Origin of the sequence: Streptomyces sp. NPDC093510 (assembly GCF_040683555.1) — a bacterium.
Classification (GTDB): Bacteria; Actinomycetota; Actinomycetes; order Streptomycetales; family Streptomycetaceae; genus Streptomyces.
On record NZ_JBFBEE010000026.1, the window covers coordinates 80,052 to 100,394 of the forward strand.

Consider the following 20,343-nt stretch of genomic DNA (forward strand, 5'->3'; position numbering starts at 1 on the left):
TGATTGGCGCAGGTTCCGCGAAGAATCCCCCGCCCGGTACCCGTCCCCGTTGACACCTCCGCCGCCTCAGTGGTGGGCTCACTGCCACATGTGGCACAGGGGACCTCGGGGGCCCCAGGAACGAGGACAGGGGCGAGGGCCGTGCAGTTGCGGCGCAGGAAGGGCGCGGCCGCCGTCGCGGTCGCCGTGATCGCGGGCACGCTCGGCGGCGCCCCCGGCGTCCTCGCGGCCCCGGGAGCGCCCGGCCGGCCCGGCGTTCCCGCGACGACGCCCGACGGCGGCAAGGGCGACCGCGAGGGCGACTCCGGCCCGCCGTCCGTCTGGCCGCGCCCCCAGTCGATGAAGGCGGCGGGCAGCGCCGTCACCGTCGGCGACGACGTCGTGCTCGTCACGGCCGACGGCGGGACGCGCGGAACCCACGGAGACCACGGAACCCACGGAGACCACGGAAACACGCAGAGCCGGGCGGACGGCGCCGATTCCGACCCGTACGCCCTGGAAGCCCTCCGCGCCCTCCTCCGCGACGCCGGCGCCCGGCGGATCACCGAGGTGCGCGACGGTGACCCGCTGCCCGCGGACGGCACCCTCGTCGTCCGCGCCGGTGGGGCCGGTGCCGACCGGGCGCTGCGGGCCCTCGGCGCCCGTGAGCGCGGTGACCTGCCGTCCGGCGGGTACCGCCTCGCGGTCGGCCGTGTCGGCGGACGGGACACCGTCGCCCTCGCGGGAGCCGGCGAGGACGGTCTCTTCCACGGCGTGCAGACCCTGCGGCAGATCACCGGCGGCGCGCGCGGCACCCGCCTCGTCCCCGGCGTCGAGATCAGGGACTGGCCGGGCACCGCCGTGCGCGGCCTGACCGAGGGGTTCTACGGCACGCCCTGGACGCGCGAGCAGCGCCTCGCCCAGCTCGACTTCATGGGGCGCACCAAGCAGAACCGGTACCTCTACGCCCCCGGCGACGACCTCTACCGCCAGGCGCGCTGGCGCGAGCCCTACCCCGCGGACCAGCGCGCCGACTTCCGCGCCCTGGCACGGCGCGCCAGGGCCAACCACGTCACGCTCGCCTGGGCGGTCTCGCCCGGTCAGGCCATGTGCCTGTCGTCCGAACGGGACGTCAGGGATCTCACGCGCAAGATCGACGCCATGTGGGCGCTCGGGGTGCGCGCCTTCCAGTTGCAGTTCCAGAACGTCAGCTACAGCGAGTGGCACTGCGAGCAGGACGCCGAGACCTTCGGTTCCGGGCCGGATGCCGCCGCGAAGGCGCAGGCCCGCGTCGCCAACGCGGTCGCCGCGCACCTGGCCGCGCGCCACCGGGGCGCGAAACCGCTCTCCCTGATGCCGACGGAGTACTTCCAGGACGGCACGACCGAGTACCGCGCGGCCCTCTCGCGCGCGCTGGACCAGCGTGTCGAGGTGGCCTGGACGGGCGTCGGCGTGGTCCCCCGGACCATCACCGGGCGCGAGCTCGCGGGCGCACGCGAGGCGTTCGGCCCGCACCCGCTGGTCACGATGGACAACTACCCGGTCAACGACTTCGCGCAGGACCGTATCTTCCTCGGCCCCTACACCGGCCGCGAGCCCGCCGTCGCCACCGGCTCGGCCGCTCTTCTCGGCAACGCCATGGAGCAGCCGTCCGCCTCCCGCATCCCCCTCTTCACGGCCGCCGACTACGCCTGGAACCCGCGCGCCTACCGCCCCCACGAGTCCTGGCTCGCCGCCATCGACGACCTCGCGGGCGGCGACGCGAAGGCGCGGGGCGCGCTGCGGGCCCTCGCGGGCAACGACGCCTCGTCCGTGCTCGGCGCCGACGAGTCGGCGTACCTGCGGCCGCTCATGAGCGACTTCTGGCGCGCCCGTACGACGACGGACCGGGCGCGGAACGACCGTGCCGCGAAGAGCCTGCGTGCCGCCTTCACCGTGATGCGGGAGGCGCCCGAGCGTCTCGCCGACAGCGAGCTCGACGACGAAGTACGCCCCTGGATCGAGCAGTTGGCGCGCTACGGCGAGGCGGGCGAGACCGCGGTCGACCTGCTGACCGCCCAGTCCGCCGGCGACGGCGCGGCCGCCTGGCGCGGCTCGCGCGCCCTGACGAAGCTCCGCAAGGACCTGAAGAGGAGCGGCGTCACCGTCGGCGAAGGCGTGCTCGACCCGTTCCTGGCGCGCGCGCAGAAGGCGTACGAGATGTGGGCGGGGACCAGGGGGAAGCGGGCCTCGGACGGTGCGACGGCCCGGTTCGGGCGCGACCGGACGCTCGCCGCGGTGACGGCGCTGACCGACCCCGGTACGAAGGGCACCGTCGAGGCGCACGTCCCGGGGAGGGGCTGGCAGCGGCTCGGCGCCCTCTCCGGCACCGGCTTCACCGAACTCGACCTCACGAAGAACAACGCCTCGAAGGGCAGGGGCGGCGGACCCGGCGCGGGCGTGCGCGCCGACGCGGTGCGGGCCGTCTCGGCCGACGGCACCGTCCGCCACCTCGTGCCCTGGTTCGCCGACACCCCCGCCGCCCGCCTGTCGCTGTCCCGCGCCGAGGCGGACGCGGAGATCGGCGGCGGCCCGCTGCGGGTCTCCGCGAAGCTGCTCTCGCTGCGCCCCGGCGACGTCAGGGGGCGGCTGCGGGTGAAGGCTCCGAAGGGCGTCGAGGTGCGGGTTCCCGAGGGGTCCACGCTGCCGCGCGGCACGGAGGTCGGCGTACCGGTCGACATCACGGTCCCCGCGGGCTCGCGCGCGGGGACGTACGAGATCGCGCTGGCTTTCGGTGACGAGACCCGTACGGTCTCGGTCCGTGCCTTCCCCCGTACCGCCGGGCCCGACCTGGCGCGCGGCGCCAAGGCGACGTCGTCGGGCGATGAGACGAAGGACTTCCCCGCGTCGGGAGCCGTCGACGGCGACCCGAAGACCCGCTGGTCGTCCCCGGCCGAGGACGGCGCGTGGTGGCAGGCGGAGCTCGCGGAGCCGGTCAGGCTCGGCCAGGTGGTGCTGCGCTGGCAGGACGCGTACGCGGCGGGCTATCGCGTACAGACCTCCGCCGACGGCCGGACCTGGCGCACGGCGGCGACCGTGCGGGACGGCAGGGGCGGCCGCGAGGCGGTCCGCATGGACGCGCCGGGCACTCGCTACATCCGCGTGCAGGGCGACGAGCGGGGCACGCGTTTCGGCTACTCGCTCTGGTCCGTGGAGGCGTACGCGGTGGCCGGGGATCACCGACAACCGCGTACGCCCTGAGCACGCTCAGACTTTTCTACGCAGGTACAACAAAGGCCCGGATCGATTGCTAGGCAGAAATGCCGTCGATCCGAGCCATCGCGTCGTCCGCGCCGAACGGCTGCAAGTACGGCAGCCAGCGCGGATCCCTATGTCCGGTCCCGATGATGCGCCACGCGAGGCCCGAGGGCGGCGCGGGCTTGTGCCTCAGCCGCCAGCCGAGCTCCATGAGGTGCCGGTCGGCCTTGACGTGGTTGCAGCGGCGGCAGGAAGCCACCACGTTGTCCCAGGCGTGCCGGCCGCCCCGGCTCTTGGGAATGACGTGGTCGACGCTGGTTGCGACGCCACCGCAGTACATGCACCGACCGCCGTCGCGGGCGAACAGCGCCCGCCTGGTCAGAGGAACGGGCCCCCTGTAAGGGACCCGGACGAACCGCTTGAGGCGGACCACGCTGGGTGCGGGGACGGTGCGAGTTGCGCTGTGCATGAAGGCGCCGGATTCCTCGAGGCAGAGAGCCTTGTTCTCCAGGACGAGGACGAGCGCGCGGCGGAGCGGTACGACGCCGAGGGGCTCGTACGACGCGTTGAGGACCAAGACATGCGGCACGGATGCCTCCCTGTACGCCGGCGGCGCGTGGCTCGCGCCGGGACGATCTGACGCCAGTCTCCCCTCATGCCTGGTCGTAACGCCAGCATGTCCCCGTAACGGCCTTGAAGTGTTTTCGACCACAGTGGGCATGACAGGGACAGCACCGGATTGCCTTTCTCCTTCTCCCCTGGGTTCTTCCCGAGTGAGCACTGTCTCTCCCTCGAACATGACAACGATCCACACACGATGCCCCGTTAGTGTGGTGTGTCTGCCCGGTTCCCCCGGTTCCGCTTCGATGGCGGTTCTTCGTTCGCCGGGCAGGCCGCGATACCTGGAGGTACCCGCCGTGTTCTTGTCCGTCCTGTCGGCAGCCGGAACGGACCCGGACGACACGCCAACGACCAAGCCGCCCACGCTCGAGGACGCCCAGGAGAGCGCCACGAACGCGGCCAGCTGGGTCGAGCAGAACTGGTCCACGTGGCTCGGTATCGGCCTGCGCATCGTGCTCATCGTCACGATCGCCGTCGTCCTGCGCGTCCTGGTGCGCCGCGCCATCACCAAGCTGATAGACCGCATGAACCGCACGGCGCAGGCCGTGGACGGCACGGCGCTCGGCGGGCTCCTGGTGAACGTGGAGCGCCGCCGCCAGCGCTCGCAGGCGATCGGCTCGGTCCTGCGCTCGGTCGCCTCGTTCCTGATCCTCGGCACGGCCGGACTGATGGTCCTCAGCGCGTTCGAGATCAACCTGGCCCCGCTGCTCGCGTCGGCGGGTGTGGCGGGTGTCGCGATCGGTTTCGGCGCGCGCAACCTCGTCACGGACTTCCTCTCCGGCGTCTTCATGATCCTCGAGGACCAGTACGGCGTGGGTGACTCGATCGACGCGGGTGTGGCCTCCGGCGAGGTCATAGAGGTCGGCCTGCGCGTCACGAAGCTGCGCGGCGACAACGGCGAGATCTGGTACGTCCGCAACGGCGAGGTCAAGCGCATCGGCAACCTCTCCCAGGGCTGGTCCACGGCCGGCGTCGACGTGACGGTCCGTCCTGACGAGGACCTGGACAAGGTGAAGGCGACGCTGGCCGAGGTCGGCGAGACCATGGCGAAGGACGAGCCGTGGAACGAGAAGCTGTGGGGCCCGGTGGAGGTCCTCGGCCTGGACAGCGTCCTCCTCGACTCGATGGTCGTCCGCGTCTCGGCGAAGACGATGCCGGGGCAGTCCCTGGGGGTCGAACGGGAGCTGCGCTGGCGCATCAAGCAGGCGTTCGACGAGGCGGGCATCCGCATCGTGGGCGGCCTGCCGCTGGCGGCCCAGGAGGACGCCCCCGACCCGTCCGCCGCCGTCGCGGCGCCCTCCGCGTACGCCTCCGCCACGTCTCCCCAGTCCCTGGCGGCTTCCCCCATACCTCCGCCGCCGCCCGCGCCGAACCTGTCTAAGTAGCGTGACGTCGGGGGGCCTGCGTCTTTGCTGGTGCCCCCCTTTACTGCTGGCTCAGAGGCGCCACAATCCGCTGAAAACCGGGCGGCCCCGGTAACCATCGAAGACGCGGGCCCACCAAAGCCGACCGCGCCCACTATTGACGCCCTGTTCACGCCACCCGTACCGTCCTCACCAACTGGAAAGTTTCCTAACAGTTACGGCGGCCGTTACCGTACGGGCAGCCGAGAGGCAGGTGTCGTGATGGCAGCAGGCAGCTCCCCGGTGACTCCGGGTACCCCGGGCACGCCGCGCGTCCTGCGCGCCATGAACGACCGCGCCGTGCTGGACCTCCTGGTCGCGCACGGCCCCCTCACCCGCACCCGCATCGGCGAGCTGACCGGGCTGTCGAAGCCCACCACCTCCCAGCTCCTGGGCCGGCTCGAAGCCGCCGGCCTCGTGCACACCACGGGCAGCCTCAGCGGCCGCCCCGGCCCCAACGCCCTGCTGTACGAGGTCGACCCGCGCGCCGGTCACGTCGCCGCGCTGTCCGCCGACCCGACCGGCATCACCGCGCTCGTCGCCGACATCACCGGCACCGTGCTCGGCCAGGCCCGCGTGGAGGCCGACGCCGTCGCCGAAGACGTGCGCCACCGCACCGCACAGCTGGTCGCCGAGGCCGTCGACGGCGCCCTGGGCCAGGCGGGGCTCGGCCACGCGGACCTGCGGGCCGCCGTCATCGGCACCCCCGGCGCCATCGACCCGCACACCGGCCAGCTGCGCTACGCCCCGCACCTGCCGGGCTGGCACTCGCGGACACTGCGCGACGACCTCGCCGCCGTCCTCGGCACGCCCGTCGACATCGAGAACGACGTGAATCTGGCGGCGGTCGCCGAGCAGTACGAGGGCGCCGCCCAGGACTACGACAACTACGTGCTGACCTGGCTCGACGAGGGCGTCGGCGCCGCCATCGTGCTCAGCGGCACCCTGCTGCGCGGCGCGACCGGCGGCGCGGGCGAGATCGGCTACATGCCGCTGCCGGGCGCCCCGCTGGCACGCGGCGGCTCCGAGTACGGCGGGGGCGCCGGCGGCTTCGAAAGCCTCGTATCCGCGTACGTCGTGCGTGAACTGACGGGCGAGAAGGCGACGTTGGCGGAGGTCATGGCCGACGACGTCGCGCTCCGCGAAGTGGCGCGGCGCATCGCCACCGGCATCGCCGCGGTCGTCGCCGTCGTCGACCCCGAACTCGTCGTGCTCTCCGGCTCGGTGGCCCAGGCGGGCGGCGACAAGCTGCGCCTCGGGGTGGAGGAGGAGCTCACCGGTCTCGCGCTGCCCCGCCCGCTCATCCGCGTCAGCGAACTCGACGGCGACCCGATTCTCACCGGCGCCCTGCGCTCGGCCCTCACCCAGGCCCGCGATCAGGTCTTCGACACCGCCTGAGCCACCCCCCTTCCCCGTAACTCCGCCAACTCCCCTCCTCGTAAAGGAAGCCCGCCATGCCGCGATGGCGCATGCCCACCTGCGCGTCCGCGGCGCTCGCCGCAGCCGGTCTGTTGCTCTCCGGCTGCGCCAACCCGAGCGTCGGCAGCGCGAACGACGACCCCACGAAGCCGGTCACCCTGAAGTTCTGGCACGGCTGGGCGACGCCCGGCGAGGTCAAGGCCGTCAACGACAGCATCGACCGTTTCGAGAAGCTGCACCCGAACATCGAGGTCAAGGCCACCGGGAACGTCTCCGACGAGACCATCAACCAGGCCCTGCGGGCGGGCGGCGAAAAGGCCCCGGACGTGGTGTCGTCGTTCACCACCAACAACGTGGGCCAGTACTGCGACTCCGGGATGTGGGTGAACCTCGACCCGTTCATGAAGAAGACGGGGCTGGACAAGCGCAAGACCTTCCCCAAGACACTTCTGGACTACACGAGTTACCAGGGCAACCAGTGCGCCCTGCCGCTGCTCGCGGACGCCTTCGGGATGTACTACAACAAGGACGCCTTCGACGAGGCGGGCATCAAGCGCGCGCCCCGCACGATGTCCGAGTTCGAGCGGGCCGCCGAGAAGCTGACCGCGCGCAACGGCAAGAGCTCGTACAAGCGGGTCGGGTACATGCCCAGCTTCCGCTTCTACCAGAACAGCCCGGACCGGCTCTTCGCTCAGTGGGGGCCGAAGTACTTCGACGCCAAGGGTGGTTCGCGACTCGCCGAGGACCCCTCGACGTACGACTTCTTCAAGACCACGCGCCGGCTCGCGGCCGCCCAGGGCGGGTTCGGTGACCTGGAGAAGTTCCGGCTGACCTTCGGGGACGAGATGTCCAGCCAGAACGCCTTCCTGACCGGGAAGGTCGCCATGCTCCTGGACGGCGAGTGGCGCGGGCTGATGCTGAACGAGGCGAAGGCGAAGTTCAACTGGGACGTGGCGCCGCTGCCCGTTCCCGACGACCAGGCCGACACGTACGGGCGGGGCTTCATCACCGGCACCGTCGCTGGCATCGCGCACAGCAGCAAGCACCAGAACGCCGCGTGGGAGCTGGTGCGGTTCCTGACCGCGGACACGAAGCAGGTCGTGAGCTTCGCGAACGCCATCCACAACGTGCCCTCCACGTTCGCGGCGCTCGACTCCCCCGATCTGGACGCCGATCCGACCTTCCGGACGTTCTTCGACATCCTGGCGAACAAGCACAGCAAGGCGCTGCCGCCCTCCGTCAACGGCGGCGCCTACGTCGTCTCGCTGCAGGACTTCTCGTACTCCGTCGAGTCCGGGCGCGTGGGTGATCTGCGAGGGCGTCTGAAGAAGCTCGACGAGCAGATCGACGCCGACACCCTCCAGTCGAAGAGCTGAGGACCCCGACCCATGGCACTGACTCTCTCCAACCCCGCGCGCCGCAGACTGCGCACACTCGGTTTCCTCTCCCCCTGGCTGGTCGGCTTCAGCGTCTTCTTCGCGTATCCGCTGATCGCCACCGTCTACTTCTCGTTCATGCACTACAACCAGATCAAGGAGCCCACCTTCGTGGGCCTCAGGAACTGGAAGTACGTGTTCGACCAGATGCCCCTGTTCGGCCCGGCCCTGTGGAACACGCTCTGGCTGGTCGTGATCATGGTGGCGCTGCGGGTGGTCTTCGGGCTCTCGCTCGGGCTGCTCATCACGAAGATCAAGACGGGGGTCGGGTTCTTCCGTACCGCCTTCTACATCCCGTACCTCGCCCCGCCGGTGGCCGCCACGGTGGCCTTCGTCTTCCTGCTGAACCCGGGCACGGGGCCGGTGAACGAGGTACTCGGCGCGGTCGGGATCTCGGGGCCCAACTGGTTCAACGATCCCGACACCGCCAAGCCCTCGCTGGTGCTGCTCTCCCTGTGGGGCATCGGCGACCTGATGGTGATCTTCATGGCCGCCCTGCTGGACGTGCCCAAGGAGCAGTACGAGGCGGCCGACCTGGACGGCGCCGGGGCGTTCGCCAAGTTCCGCTACGTCACCTGGCCCGCGATCACGCCGATCGTGATGTTCGCGGTGGTCACGGGCGTCGTGCAGACCATGCAGTACTACACGCAGGCCCTGGTCGCGGGGAAGGTCGCCTCCGGCGTCAACATCGGGCCCGGCTCCGTCATCCAGCCCGGCTACCCGGACCACTCGACCCTCACGGTCCCCCAGCTCGTCTACCAGATGGGCTTCCAGAACTTCAACACCGGTGCGGCGTGCGTGCTCTCGCTCGTGCTCTTCGCCATCGCCATGGCCGTGACGATGCTCCTGATGCGCAAGCGCTCCGGGCTGCTCGCGGCGGAGGACTGAGGATTCCGATGACTTCCACGACTCTGAGCGCGCCCGCCACAGCGCCCGAACACACTGCCCCGGCGTCCAGAGGGCCCGCCGCCGCCCGCGCCCGCCGCAAGCGGATCCTGCACTGGATCGCCGTGCACAGCGTCGCCATAGCCGTCGCCCTGCTGTTCGTCCTGCCGTTCGTCTTCGTCTTCCTGACGTCGGTGATGAGCGACTCGCAGGCGATGAGCGGCGAGCTGTGGCCCGACTCCTGGCAGTGGTCGAACTACAAGGCCGTGTTCGAGACGCCGGGCTTCCTCGACTGGTGGCGCAACTCGCTCCTGTACGCGGGGCTCGGCACCCTCTTCACCGTCTGCTCGGCGATCCCCGTGGCGTACGCGCTCGCCAAGTTCCGCTTCCGCGGCCGGCGTACGGCGATGCTGCTGGTCATCTCGACGATGATGCTGCCGCCGCAGGTCATCGTGATCCCGATGTACCTGGTGTGGGCGCAGCAGTTCCACCTGTCGGGCACGCTGTGGCCGCTGATCATCCCGATGGCGTTCGGTGACGCGTACTCGATCTTCCTGCTGCGGCAGTTCCTCCTCACCATCCCCAAGGAGTACATCGAGTCGGCGAAGGTCGACGGGTGCGGCGAGTTCCGCACCATGGTGAAGATCGTCGTACCGATGGCGAAGCCCGGCATCGCCGCCATCGCGCTCTTCCAGTTCTTCTACTGCTGGAACGACTACTTCGGACCGCAGATCTACGCGGCCCAGAACCCCGGCGCCTGGACGCTCAGCTACGGCCTGGAGTCGTTCAAGAGCGCCCACAGCGTCAACTGGAACATGACCATGGCGGCGACCCTGCTCGTCATGGCCCCCGTCATCATCGTCTTCTTCTTCGCACAAAAGGCCTTCGTCGAAGGCGTCACCCTCACCGGAGTAAAGGGCTGAGAACCGATATGAAGCTCGCAGTGGTCGGCGGAGGGTCGACCTACACACCCGAACTCATCGACGGATTCGCACGGTTGAGGGACACCCTGCCGATCGAGGAGCTCGTCCTCGTGGACCCGGCGGCCGACCGTCTGGAGCTGGTGGGCGGCCTCGCGCGGCGCATCTTCGCCAAGCAGGGCCACCCGGGCCGCATCGTCACCACGTCCGACGTGGACGCGGGCGTCGCGGACGCCGACGCGGTGCTGTTGCAGCTGCGTGTCGGCGGGCAGGCGGCACGTCAGCAGGACGAGACCTGGCCGCTGGAGTGCGGCTGCGTCGGCCAGGAGACGACCGGCGCGGGCGGCCTCGCGAAGGCCCTGCGCACCGTGCCCGTCGTCCTCGACATCGCCGAGCGCGTGCGCCGGACCAATCCGAACGCGTGGATCATCGACTTCACCAACCCCGTGGGCATCGTCACGCGGGCGCTGCTCCAGGCCGGACACAAGGCCGTCGGCCTGTGCAACGTGGCGATCGGCTTCCAGCGGAAGTTCGCGAAGCTGCTCGACGTCGCGCCGGGTGAGGTGCACCTCGATCACGTGGGCCTCAACCACCTGACGTGGGAGACGGGCGTACGCCTCGGGGGCCCCGGCGGCGAGGACATCCTGCCCAAGCTGCTCGCCGAGCACGGGGACGCGGTCGCCGAGGATCTGCGCATGCCTCGTGCGATCGTCGACCGCCTCGGCGTCGTCCCCTCGTACTACCTGCGCTACTACTACCAGCACGACGCCGTGGTCGACGAACTGCGGACCAAGCCCTCGCGCGCCGCCGAAGTCGCCGCGATGGAGAGCCAGTTGCTGGAGATGTACGGCGACCCGGCGCTCGACGAGAAGCCCGAGCTGCTCGCCAAGCGCGGCGGCGCCTTCTACTCGGAGGCCGCCGTGGACCTGGCGGCCTCGCTGCTCGACAACGGCGGCAGCCCCCACCAGGTGGTCAACACCGTCAACAACGGCACGCTGCCGTTCCTGCCCGACGACGCGGTCATCGAGGTGCAGGCCGCGGTGGACGGGTCGGGCGCCAGGCCGCTCGCCGTGCCGGAGCTCGACCCGCTGTACGCGGGGCTCATCGCGAACGTCACCGCGTACGAGGACCTCGCCCTGCGGGCCGCGCTGCACGGCGGCCGCGACCGCGTCTTCAAGGCGCTGCTCGCCCACCCCCTCGTCGGCCAGTACGCGTACGCCGAGCAGCTCACCGACAGCCTGATCGCGCACAACCGGGAGCACCTGGCGTGGGCGTAGGCACGAGCGTGCTCGCGATCGACGCGGGCAACAGCAAGACCGACGTCGCGGTGGTCGCGGCCGACGGGCAGGTCGTCGGCGCGGCCCGCGGCGGCGGGTTCCAGCCGCCGAAGGTGGGCGTCGAGACCGCCGTGGACGTGCTCGCGGAGGCGGTGACGCGGGCGTTCGCCGAGGCCGGTGTCGACTCCGTGGGCCATGTGTCCGCGTGCCTCGCCAACGCCGATCTGCCCGTCGAGGAGCGGGAGTTGGCGGACGCGCTGCGGCGGCGCGCGTGGGGCGCCTCGGTCGACGTGCGCAACGACACCTTCGCCGTCCTGCGCGCCGGGCTCCTGGAGGACACCGAGCCGCGCGGTGTCGCCGTGGTGTGCGGCGCGGGCATCAACTGCGTCGGCATGCTCCCCGACGGGCGCACCGCCCGCTTCCCCGCCATCGGCCGCATCTCCGGAGACTGGGGCGGGGGCGGGGGCCTCGCCGAGGAGGCGCTGTGGCACGCGGCGCGCGCCGAGGACGGCCGGGGCGGGCCGACCGCGCTGCGCGAGACGCTGCCCGCGCACTTCGGCCTGGTCTCCATGTACGCGCTGATCGAGGCGCTGCACCTGGGCCGTGTCCCGGCGGTCCGGCGGCACGAGCTGACGCCGGTGCTCTTCGCCACCGCGGCGGCGGGCGACCCGGTGGCGCGGTCGCTGGTGGACCGGATGGCCGAGGAGGTCGTGGCCATGGCGGCCGTGGCCCTGGAGCGGCTCGGACTGCTCGACGAGGAGGCCCCGGTACTGCTCGGCGGCAGCGTCCTCGCCGCGCGCCACCCGCAACTGGACGACGGGGTGCGGATGTTGCTCGCCGAGCGGGCGCCCAAGGCGGTGCCGCGGGTGGTCACCGCGCGTCCCGTGCTCGGAGCGGCGCTCCTCGGACTCGACCAGGTGGGGGCGCCGGCCGAGGTGCACGCGCGCGTGCGGACGCATTACGAGGGGGGCGTGAGCGGCCACTGACCGCTTCCCTTCCGAGCCGTGCGCGCGGGCGGGAACCGAACACCTCTCAATCTCGTGTTCCAGAACAGGGAGTTCGAGGCAGGGATCCGTACAAGATCGAGTCAAGGCCTGTGCGGATGTCAGTCCCTGCGGCAATACTTGCGGCCGTGCACTTCTTCCCGCTCCGCGCGTGCCGGGCGGAGACAACCGTCCGATGACCGAGGGGGAGGTCGAGGCAAGGTGACACATCCGCCGAACGGCGGCGCGGTGCCGCCGGGCCCGCCCGGGCAGGCACCGGCTGTTCCCGCGCAGGTGCCGGCCGTACCCGCGCAGGCGCCGGGACAGCCCGTGCCGACGATGCCGACCGTGCCGCCGCAGGCACCGGGCGCGTCGCAGGCACCGGGCACGCCGCAGGCATCCGGTATGCCGCCCGCCCCGCCCGCCACAGCCACCACCGCCCCAGTCCCCGCACGCCGCCGCACCGCCTGGTCCGAGGGCGTCGACCGGCTGCGCGCCGCCGCGACCACGGAGCCGGGCAAGCTGCGCATCATCGGTGCCGTGCTTGCCCTGCTCGTCGTGGCGTTCGGGGCGGTCACCACCTGGCAGATGACGGAGCGCTCGGCCGCCGCGGACGACGTGCTGCACCGCAGCCAGCCGCTGAGCGCCGACGCCGCCGCCATCTACCGCTCGCTGGCGGACGCCAACACGGCGGCCTCCAGTGGCTTCCTCGCGGGCGGCCAGGAGCCCGCCGCGGTCCGCGCCCGGTACGAGAGGGACATCGAGCGGGCCTCCGAGAAGCTGGCGAAGGCCGCGTCGAACGCGGGCTCGGGCTCGTCGTCCGCCACCTCCGTGGGCAAGCTGAACAAGCTCCTCCCCGAGTACACGGGCCTGATCGAGCGCGCCCGCGCCAACAACCGCCAGGGCCTCCCGCTGGGCGGCGCCTATCTGCGGTACGCGAACGACAAGATGCAGACGCAGATGCTCCCGGCCGCCGAGAAGCTCTACAAGGCGGAGAACGAACGGCTGAGCTCCGACTACGGAAACGCCAAGCCGTACCCCTGGTTCGCCATCGCCCTCGGCGTCCTCGCCCTCGCCGCGCTCGGCTGGGCCCAGCGCCGCAACTACCGTCGTACGAACCGGGTGTTCAACCACGGACTGCTCGCCGCGACCGCGGCCGCCACCGTCGTGCTGCTCTGGCTCGTCGTCGGCCACACCGTCGCGCGCTCGGGCCTCAACGAGTCGTACGACGACGGCGTGCGCTCCCTGAACGTCCTCAACGACGCCCGCATCAGCTCCCTGAAGGCCCGGGGCAACGAGAACCTCACCCTGGTCAGCCGCGGCGCAGAGACCACCGAGGTGCGCGGCGAGTCGGAGGACAAGTTCGACGTGGCGTACCGCGCGCAGATGAAGCAGTTGGGCGGCGCCGACAGCGGACTGCTCGGCAGGGCGGCGGAGCTCGCCGACGACGACGCCGGGGAGAACCCTGTCGCCGAGGCCGCGAAGAACGTGGGCGTCTGGAAGGACCGCCACAAGGTGGCCCGCTCCAGCGACGACTCCGGTGACTACCAGGGAGCGCTCGACAAGGTCATCGGCGCCAAGGGCGACGAGCCGACCGGCGAGTGCTTCGACAACGTGGACGCGGCCCTGGACCGGGCCCTGGCGCACGAACAGCGCGAGTTCAAGCAGGCGGCGAAGGACGGCAGGGGCGCCATGGACGGACTGGCGATCGGTGCCGCCGTCCTCGCCGTCCTGGCCGCGGCGGCCGCCGTGCTCGGCATCGGCCGCAGGCTTTCGGAGTACCGGTGACGGGGCCAGAGGTGAGAGGGGGCGCGCAGACGATGCGGACGCGACGCGGCACGGCCAGGCTGCGCGGCTGGGGCGGTGTGGGCGCGATGGGTCTCGCCTGCGCCCTGACGGGATCGCTCGTGCTGGCCCTGCCGGACAGAGGCGGCGAAGGGGACGGCGGCGCGGACCGCGGCGGCCCGGTCGCCACGGTGGCCGCGCCCGCGCGGGCCGAGGCCGACGACTGCAACGACCGCAGCCTGAGCCCCTCCCCCAAGGACGGTCCGACGATCGACCGGATCAAGAACCGCGAGATCAAGAAGCTCGTCGTCGGCGTCGACCAGAACAGCTACCGCTGGGGCTACCGCGACCCGAACAAGGCGGGCGGCGAGCTCGAGGGCTTCGACATCGACCTCGCACGGGAGATCGCCGAGGAGATCTTCGGCGACCGCGACGCCATCGTCTTCCGCGCCATACCGACCAACCAGCGCATCGAGGCGATCCAGAGCGGCCAGGTCGACATGGTCGTCCGCACGATGACCGTCAACTGCGAGCGCCTGGACGACGTCGACTTCTCCACCGGGTACTTCGAGACGGGCCAGCAGGTCCTCGCCCCGAAGAAGCGGAAGGACATCACCGGCTACAACTCCTCGCTCGCCGGCAAGAAGATCTGCACCGCCTCCGGTTCCATCGCCGAGGACGAGCTCAAGAAGAAGAACTTCGGCGCCGACATCTCCACCACGGTGCCCAACCAGCTCGACTGCCTGGTCCGGCTCCAGCTCGGCGAGGTGGACGCCGTGGTGACCGACAGCGCGCTCGCCGCGGGCCAGGCCGCACAGGACCCGACGGTCGAGCTCAAGGGCGAGGAGCCGTTCACCACCGAGCACTACGGCGTGGCGATGAAGAAGGGCTCGGACGACTTGGTCCGCCGGGTCAACAAGGTCCTCGACGACTACCGCAAGGACACGAAGAACGGCTGGGAGAAGTCCTACGACAAGTGGCTCGAGGGCGGCCTCGGCAAGTCGCCGGGCCCGCCGGACCCCGAGTACCGGGACTGACCCGGAGCGGACGACCGACCTGGTACGACTGAAGCGTCCACGGCCGGAGAGTCCCCGGCCGAAGAGTCACGGCAACGCAGAGCGGAGAGGTGATCGATGAGCGTCACGGGACCCCCCGGTCCGGTGATGGACCGGGACGAGGTGGACCGTGCGCTGGCGCGGCTCGACGCCGAGCACGAGGCGATCGAGACCTCGCTCCTCGCCCTCCAGGACCACGCGGGCCGCCGCCTACTCGAAGGTGCCGGGCTCACCGGCGTCACCGAGGAGCGCTGGACGGCCACGGAATCCCGGATCACCCTGCTCTGGGCCTACTTCGACGCCTACGCAGGCGCCCTGCGCGCGGCACACGAGGTGCGCGAGCGCAGACGCTGGCCCAGCCGGGACGACCTCTTCGAGCTGACCGAGCTGCTGCGCGGCGAGTCAGTGACCGTCGCGGGCGGCACCTCGTCGGGCGCGTCCTCCTCGATCACCGGCCCCGCCAGGCTCACCGAGCGCTTCACCCTCGAAGAGCTCGTGGCCCGGATGAACGACCTGTACGCGCACTCCCTCGACATGGTCGTCGCCGCCGACGCGGTGTGGTCCGCGCTGCCCGCCCGTATCGACCTGCTCGCCGCCGAGCTGGCCCGCACCCGCCAGCTCGCGCACTCCGTCGGCGTACGACCGGGGGAGCATCCCTCGGGCGACGACTTGGAGCGCATCACCCGCACCCTGACCGCGCTGCGCGAGCAGGTGGTCTCCGACCCGCTCGCCTTCTGGCGGCCCGCACAGGGCAGTTCGGCCCCCGGTGGCGGCCGCCCCGCGACCGACCGCTACGACCGCGAGGCACGCGCACTGGAAGAGGTGCGCCGCGAGATCGAGGCGGTGCTCACCGTCCGCCAGGACGCGGAGGCCCGCCTCGGCAAGCTGCGCGACATCCTGTCCCGCGCGGACCGCACCCTCGCCGAGGCACGCTCCGCGCGCGGAGAGGTCCTCGCGAAGATCGCCGCCTCCGAGGTGCCCGCCGTCAGCGGCCCGCCGACGGCGCTGCAGGAACAGCTGGCGACCGCCGCCGAGTACCGCAGACACGGCCAGTGGCACCGCCTCTCGCCGCTCCTGGAGTCCCTGGAGCAAAAGGCCGAGGACGAACTGCTGCGTGCCCGCGAATCGCTGGGCGCCGTCACCGCGCCGCTCGCGGTCCGTGCCGAGCTGCGCGGCCGGCTGGACGCGTACAAGGCGAAGGTGGCCCGGCACGGCCACGCCGAGGACCCGCTCCTCATCGAGCGGTACGACGCGGCGCGCCGGATGCTGTGGAGCGCGCCCTGCGACCTCCGCGTGGCGGAGCAGGCGGTCCTCCGCTATCAGCAGGCCGCGGCCGAAGTGCTCGTGCCGAGGGTCCCGCAGCAGGGCGGGCCCACCGACCGGACGGGGGAATCGTGAGCCAGCGCCAGTGTCAACGGCCCACATGCACCGGCAGCTACGACGACTTCGGCGGCGGTGAGCTGTACTGCGACACCTGCGGGCTCGCCCCGGTCGTCGCGCCGGACGGAATGGTCGGCTCGACGCCGACGGGCATCACGGCCGGCGGCAAGGGCTCGCGGGGCTCCGGCAGTTCCAGCGCGCGTTCCTCGTCCCGCTCGTCCTCCCGCTCGTCCCGCTCCTCCCGTTCGTCGCGTTCGCAGTCGTCGCGCAGGTCGGTGTCCGGGCGGTTCTCGCGTTCCCTGTCCGGCGGTTCGACGTCCCGTTCGGTGTCGGTGCGCAGCTCCGGTTCGGCGGCCTCGTCCTCGGCCCGCGGGCGGCTCGGTGTCGGCCTGGTCACCGTGCCGGACGTGCCGCGGCCCGACCCGCGCGGGGCGGTGCAGGAGAACCCGGAGGTGCCCGAGCGGAAGCGGTTCTGCTCGCGCTCCGACTGCGGGGCGCCGGTGGGCCGCGCGCGCGGCGACCGGCCCGGCCGCACCGAGGGGTTCTGCACCAAGTGCGGCCACCCCTACTCCTTCGTACCGAAGCTGAACGCCGGCGACATCGTGCACGGCCAGTACGAGGTGGTGGGCTGTCTGGCGCACGGCGGGCTCGGCTGGGTCTACCTGGCCATCGACCGCGCGGTGTCCGACCGCTGGGTGGTCCTCAAGGGCCTCCTCGACACGGGTGACCAGGACGCCATGGCCGCCGCGATCTCCGAGCGCCGCTTCCTCGCCGAGATCGAGCACTCCAACATCGTCCGCATCTACAACTTCGTCGAGCACCTCGACCAGCGCACCGGCTCCATGGACGGCTACATCGTCATGGAGTACGTGGGCGGCAAGTCCCTCAAGGAGATCGCCAACGGCCGCCGCACCCCGGACGGCAGGCGCGATCCGCTGCCGGTCGAGCAGGCCTGCGCGTACGGGATCGAGGCGCTGGAGGCCCTCGGCCACCTGCACAGCCGCAATCTTCTGTACTGCGACTTCAAGGTCGACAACGCCATCCAGACCGAGGGCCAGCTCAAGGTCATCGACATGGGCGCGGTCCGCAGGATGGACGACGACGAGTCCGCGATCTACGGCACGGTCGGGTACCAGGCCCCCGAAGTCGCCGAAGTGGGGCCCTCCGTGGCCTCCGACCTCTACACGGTGGCGCGCACCCTCGCGGTCCTGACCTTCGACTTCCAGGGCTACACGAACGTGTTCGTGGACTCCCTGCCGGACCCGGACAACATCGAGGTCTTCCGTAAGTACGAGTCCTTCTACCGTCTCCTGGTCCGCGCCACCGACCCGGACCCGGCCCGCCGCTTCGCCTCCGCGCAGGAGATGGCCGAGCAGCTGACGGGTGTCCTGCGGGAGGTCATGGCGCTGCAGACGGGGCGGCCGCGGCCCGCGCTGTCCACGCTGTTCGGGCCCGAGGTGAAGGTGCCGGACACGCAGCTGTTCGCGGAGCTGACCGGGGAGGTGTCCCGCCTGGGCGCCCGGACCGGACCCACCGGCCCTGACCACGGCAGGGCCCTGCCGGAGGGCGCGGGGCCGGAGGGCGCGGGCGCCACGGGGATCGTCCGGGCCATCGACGCCACCGCGACGGCCCTCGCGCTGCCCGTGCCCCTCGTGGACCCGAACGACCCGAACGCCGGGTTCCTCGCCGGGCTCATCGCGTCCGCTCCCGCCGAGCTCATCTCCGCGCTCGGCGCGGCGCCCGCGGACTCCGTGGAGCTGCGGCTGCGCGGGCTGCGCGCCCGGCTCGCCATGGGGGAACTGGCGCCCGCCGCCCAGGCCATCGCCGACCTGGAGCTGGAGCACCCGGACGACTGGCGGGTCGTCTGGTACCGGGGCGTCGCGGCCCTGGCGACCGGCGACTTCGAGAGCGCGGCGCTCTCCTTCGACGCGGTCTACGACGCGTTCCCCGGCGAGCCCGCGCCGAAGCTGGCGCTCGGCGTCTGCGCGGAGGTCCTCGGCCAGCTGGACAACGCCGCGGAGTACTACCGCCTGGTGTGGACGACCGACCCGAGCTATGTGAGCGCCGCGTTCGGCCTGGCCCGCGTGCGGCTCGCCGCCGCCGACAGGGCCGGTGCCGTGCGCACCCTGGAGTCCGTGCCGGAGTCGTCCATCCACTACACCGCGGCCCGGGTCGCGGCGGTGCGGGCGCGGCTGCGGCAGCGTATGGCGTCGGGCACGGCGCTCTCCTCGGACGCCGCCCTCCTGGACGACCTGACGGCCGCCGCGGGGCAGATCGAGGCACTTGCCGGGTTCGGGCTCGACGCGGTGCGCAGGGAGCGTCTGTCGACCGAGGTTCTGGGGACGGCGCTCGACTGGGTACTCTCCGGTAGGCACTCTGGTCACGTCTCCGCGCCACCGGCCACCACCGGGACGCGGACCGTACTGCTCGGCAGCGACCTGGACGAGCGTGGTCTCCGGTTCGGTCTGGAGCGTTCGTACCGGACACTGGCCCGGCTCGCACAGGGTGGCGAGGAGAGGATCGAACTGGTGGAACGGGCCAACCGTTTCCGCCCCCGGACGTGGGTGTGAGTATGTCGCAGATGCCCCAGCTGTCTGCCTGCCCCAGCTGTGAGGAGCCGCTGGAGTCGGGTGACCTGTTTTGCGGTGCGTGCGGGTTCGACCTGTCGGCGGTGCCGCCGCGGCCGGACGTGTCCCCGAACGGGTCCTCCGGGGCCGCGGGGACCGCCGCCCCGGACGGGGAGCCGTCGGAGTGGCCCGTCGCGCCGGAGGTCGACAGCTCCGACACGCCGGTGCCGGCCCACCTGCCGACGGACCTGCCCGGCACGGACTCGGCGGGCGGCGAACTGCCCGCCGACGCCCACGCGGTGGCTCCGGAGGCCGGTGAGGACCCCGGGGAGCCGGACGAGTACGCGCTGCCCGCGCCTGCGCCCGCCGCGCCCGCCCCCGTACCCGCGCCTGAGCCCGCGCCTGAGCCCGCGTCGGCCCCGGCCGCCGCCGACCCGCGTACGACCGCGCCCGACGCCACGCCCCCCACCGGCACCAAGCTCTGCGTGGCCTGCCGCTCGGGGCGGGTCGACCCGGACGGGTACTGCGAGAACTGCGGGCACGCCCAGCCGCGCGAGCGCGACCACATGGAGCAGGAGCTCGACACCGTCGCCGCGGTCAGCGACCGCGGCCTGCGCCACCACCGCAACGAGGACGCCTTCGCGATCTCCACGGCCGCACTGGCCGACGGCTCCCCCGCCGTCGTCGCGATCGTCTGCGACGGGGTCTCGTCGGCGACCCGCCCCGACGCGGCCTCGCTCGCCGCGTCCCGCGCCGCCAACGAGTCGCTGCTGACGGCGCTGCCGCGCGGCACCCACCCGCAGCAGGCGATGCACGAGGCGATCCTCGCCGCGGCCGAGGCCGTCAACGCGCTCGCCGCCGAGCCCGCCACCGCCCGCGAGCACAGCCCGCACCAGAACGCCCCCGCCTGCACGCTGGTGGGCGCGGTCGTCGCCGGGGGCCTGCTCGTCGTCGGCTGGGTCGGCGACAGCCGCGCCTACTGGGTGCCCGACGACCGCGGCGGCCCCACCGTCCGCCTGACCGAGGACGACTCGTGGGCCGCGCAGATGGTCGCCGCCGGTCTGATGAGCGAGGCCGAGGCGTACGCGGACGACCGCGCGCACGCCATCACGGGCTGGCTCGGCGCGGACGCGTACGAACTGGAGCCGCACACCGCTTCCTTCAAACCCGACCGTGCGGGTGTAGTGGTGGTGTGCACGGACGGGCTGTGGAACTACGCGGAAGCCGTCGAGGAGATGGCCGACGCGGTGCCCGCCGACGCCGCGGCCCGGCCGCTGCACAGCGCCCAGGTCCTGGTCGGCCACGCACTGGACGGCGGCGGCCACGACAACGTAACAGTGGCCGTCGTCCCGTTCCCGTTCGTGCCGCAAGGGGCAGGATCGGCCTAGACAGAAGA

Annotated in this window: 14 protein-coding genes; 13 read left to right on the forward strand and 1 reads right to left on the reverse strand. The window is 72.0% G+C overall.

Annotated features, from left to right (window positions below):
* The first annotated feature begins 141 nt into the window (after positions 1-141).
* On the forward strand, positions 142-3,219 hold the full coding sequence (locus AB0N81_RS33145) for a beta-N-acetylglucosaminidase domain-containing protein (RefSeq protein ID WP_365364924.1): 3,078 nt from the start codon (positions 142-144) through the stop codon (positions 3,217-3,219).
* 49 nt (positions 3,220-3,268) lie between these two features.
* Here the strand turns inward: AB0N81_RS33145 and AB0N81_RS33150 are convergent, their stop codons facing one another.
* On the reverse strand, positions 3,269-3,805 hold the full coding sequence (locus AB0N81_RS33150) for an HNH endonuclease (RefSeq protein ID WP_062773975.1): 537 nt from the start codon (positions 3,803-3,805) through the stop codon (positions 3,269-3,271).
* Between the two features lie 277 nt (positions 3,806-4,082).
* On the opposite strand from AB0N81_RS33150, the gene AB0N81_RS33155 reads away from it, so the two are divergent.
* From AB0N81_RS33155 to AB0N81_RS33210, 12 genes are all read left to right on the forward strand, one after another.
* Positions 4,083-5,222 (forward strand): mechanosensitive ion channel family protein, encoded by a 1,140-nt coding sequence (locus tag AB0N81_RS33155; protein WP_365364926.1) that lies wholly within the window; start codon positions 4,083-4,085, stop codon positions 5,220-5,222.
* Positions 5,223-5,462: 240 nt separating this feature from the next.
* On the forward strand, positions 5,463-6,638 hold the full coding sequence (locus AB0N81_RS33160) for an ROK family transcriptional regulator (protein ID WP_365364928.1): 1,176 nt from the start codon (positions 5,463-5,465) through the stop codon (positions 6,636-6,638).
* Positions 6,639-6,694: 56 nt separating this feature from the next.
* Positions 6,695-8,035, forward strand: a complete 1,341-nt coding sequence (locus AB0N81_RS33165; RefSeq protein ID WP_365364930.1) for an ABC transporter substrate-binding protein — start codon at positions 6,695-6,697, stop codon at positions 8,033-8,035.
* Positions 8,036-8,047: 12 nt separating this feature from the next.
* On the forward strand, positions 8,048-8,983 hold the full coding sequence (locus AB0N81_RS33170; RefSeq protein WP_365364932.1) for a sugar ABC transporter permease: 936 nt from the start codon (positions 8,048-8,050) through the stop codon (positions 8,981-8,983).
* Between the two features lie 8 nt (positions 8,984-8,991).
* Positions 8,992-9,903, forward strand: a complete 912-nt coding sequence (locus AB0N81_RS33175; protein ID WP_365364934.1) for a carbohydrate ABC transporter permease — start codon at positions 8,992-8,994, stop codon at positions 9,901-9,903.
* Between the two features lie 8 nt (positions 9,904-9,911).
* On the forward strand, positions 9,912-11,177 hold the full coding sequence (locus tag AB0N81_RS33180; RefSeq protein WP_365364936.1) for a 6-phospho-beta-glucosidase: 1,266 nt from the start codon (positions 9,912-9,914) through the stop codon (positions 11,175-11,177).
* Complete coding sequence (locus AB0N81_RS33185) at positions 11,168-12,163, forward strand: BadF/BadG/BcrA/BcrD ATPase family protein (RefSeq protein ID WP_365364938.1); 996 nt, start codon at positions 11,168-11,170, stop codon at positions 12,161-12,163. Before AB0N81_RS33180 ends, AB0N81_RS33185 begins: the two co-directional genes overlap by 10 nt.
* Before the next feature lie 402 nt (positions 12,164-12,565).
* Positions 12,566-13,948: a hypothetical protein gene (locus tag AB0N81_RS33190; RefSeq protein ID WP_365364996.1), complete on the forward strand. Its 1,383-nt coding sequence runs from the start codon at positions 12,566-12,568 to the stop codon at positions 13,946-13,948.
* Positions 13,949-13,980: 32 nt separating this feature from the next.
* A complete protein-coding gene (locus tag AB0N81_RS33195; RefSeq protein ID WP_365364940.1) occupies positions 13,981-14,982 on the forward strand; it encodes a glutamate ABC transporter substrate-binding protein in 1,002 nt (333 codons plus the stop codon).
* A 96-nt stretch (positions 14,983-15,078) separates the two neighbouring features.
* A complete protein-coding gene (locus AB0N81_RS33200) occupies positions 15,079-16,398 on the forward strand; it encodes a hypothetical protein (protein WP_365364942.1) in 1,320 nt (439 codons plus the stop codon).
* Entirely contained in the window at positions 16,395-18,950 is a 2,556-nt protein-coding gene (locus AB0N81_RS33205; RefSeq protein WP_365364944.1) for a tetratricopeptide repeat protein, read from the forward strand. Before AB0N81_RS33200 ends, AB0N81_RS33205 begins: the two co-directional genes overlap by 4 nt.
* A gap of 2 nt (positions 18,951-18,952) precedes the next feature.
* Positions 18,953-20,335: a PP2C family serine/threonine-protein phosphatase gene (locus AB0N81_RS33210; RefSeq protein WP_365364946.1), complete on the forward strand. Its 1,383-nt coding sequence runs from the start codon at positions 18,953-18,955 to the stop codon at positions 20,333-20,335.
* Positions 20,336-20,343: the final 8 nt, after the last annotated feature.

Excerpts from the sequence above, each read along its gene's own strand:
- AB0N81_RS33160 (WP_365364928.1), top strand. The coding sequence starts at position 5,463 with ATGGCAGCAGGCAGCTCCCCGGTGACTCCGGGTACCCCGGGCACGCCG.
- AB0N81_RS33180 (WP_365364936.1), top strand. The coding sequence starts at position 9,912 with ATGAAGCTCGCAGTGGTCGGCGGAGGGTCGACCTACACACCCGAACTC.
- AB0N81_RS33170 (WP_365364932.1), top strand. The coding sequence starts at position 8,048 with ATGGCACTGACTCTCTCCAACCCCGCGCGCCGCAGACTGCGCACACTC.
- AB0N81_RS33190 (WP_365364996.1), top strand. The coding sequence starts at position 12,566 with ATGCCGCCCGCCCCGCCCGCCACAGCCACCACCGCCCCAGTCCCCGCA.
- AB0N81_RS33165 (WP_365364930.1), top strand. The coding sequence starts at position 6,695 with ATGCCGCGATGGCGCATGCCCACCTGCGCGTCCGCGGCGCTCGCCGCA.
- AB0N81_RS33175 (WP_365364934.1), top strand. The coding sequence starts at position 8,992 with ATGACTTCCACGACTCTGAGCGCGCCCGCCACAGCGCCCGAACACACT.
- AB0N81_RS33200 (WP_365364942.1), top strand. The coding sequence starts at position 15,079 with ATGAGCGTCACGGGACCCCCCGGTCCGGTGATGGACCGGGACGAGGTG.
- AB0N81_RS33210 (WP_365364946.1), top strand. The coding sequence starts at position 18,953 with ATGTCGCAGATGCCCCAGCTGTCTGCCTGCCCCAGCTGTGAGGAGCCG.
- AB0N81_RS33195 (WP_365364940.1), top strand. The coding sequence starts at position 13,981 with ATGCGGACGCGACGCGGCACGGCCAGGCTGCGCGGCTGGGGCGGTGTG.
- AB0N81_RS33155 (WP_365364926.1), top strand. The coding sequence starts at position 4,083 with ATGGCGGTTCTTCGTTCGCCGGGCAGGCCGCGATACCTGGAGGTACCC.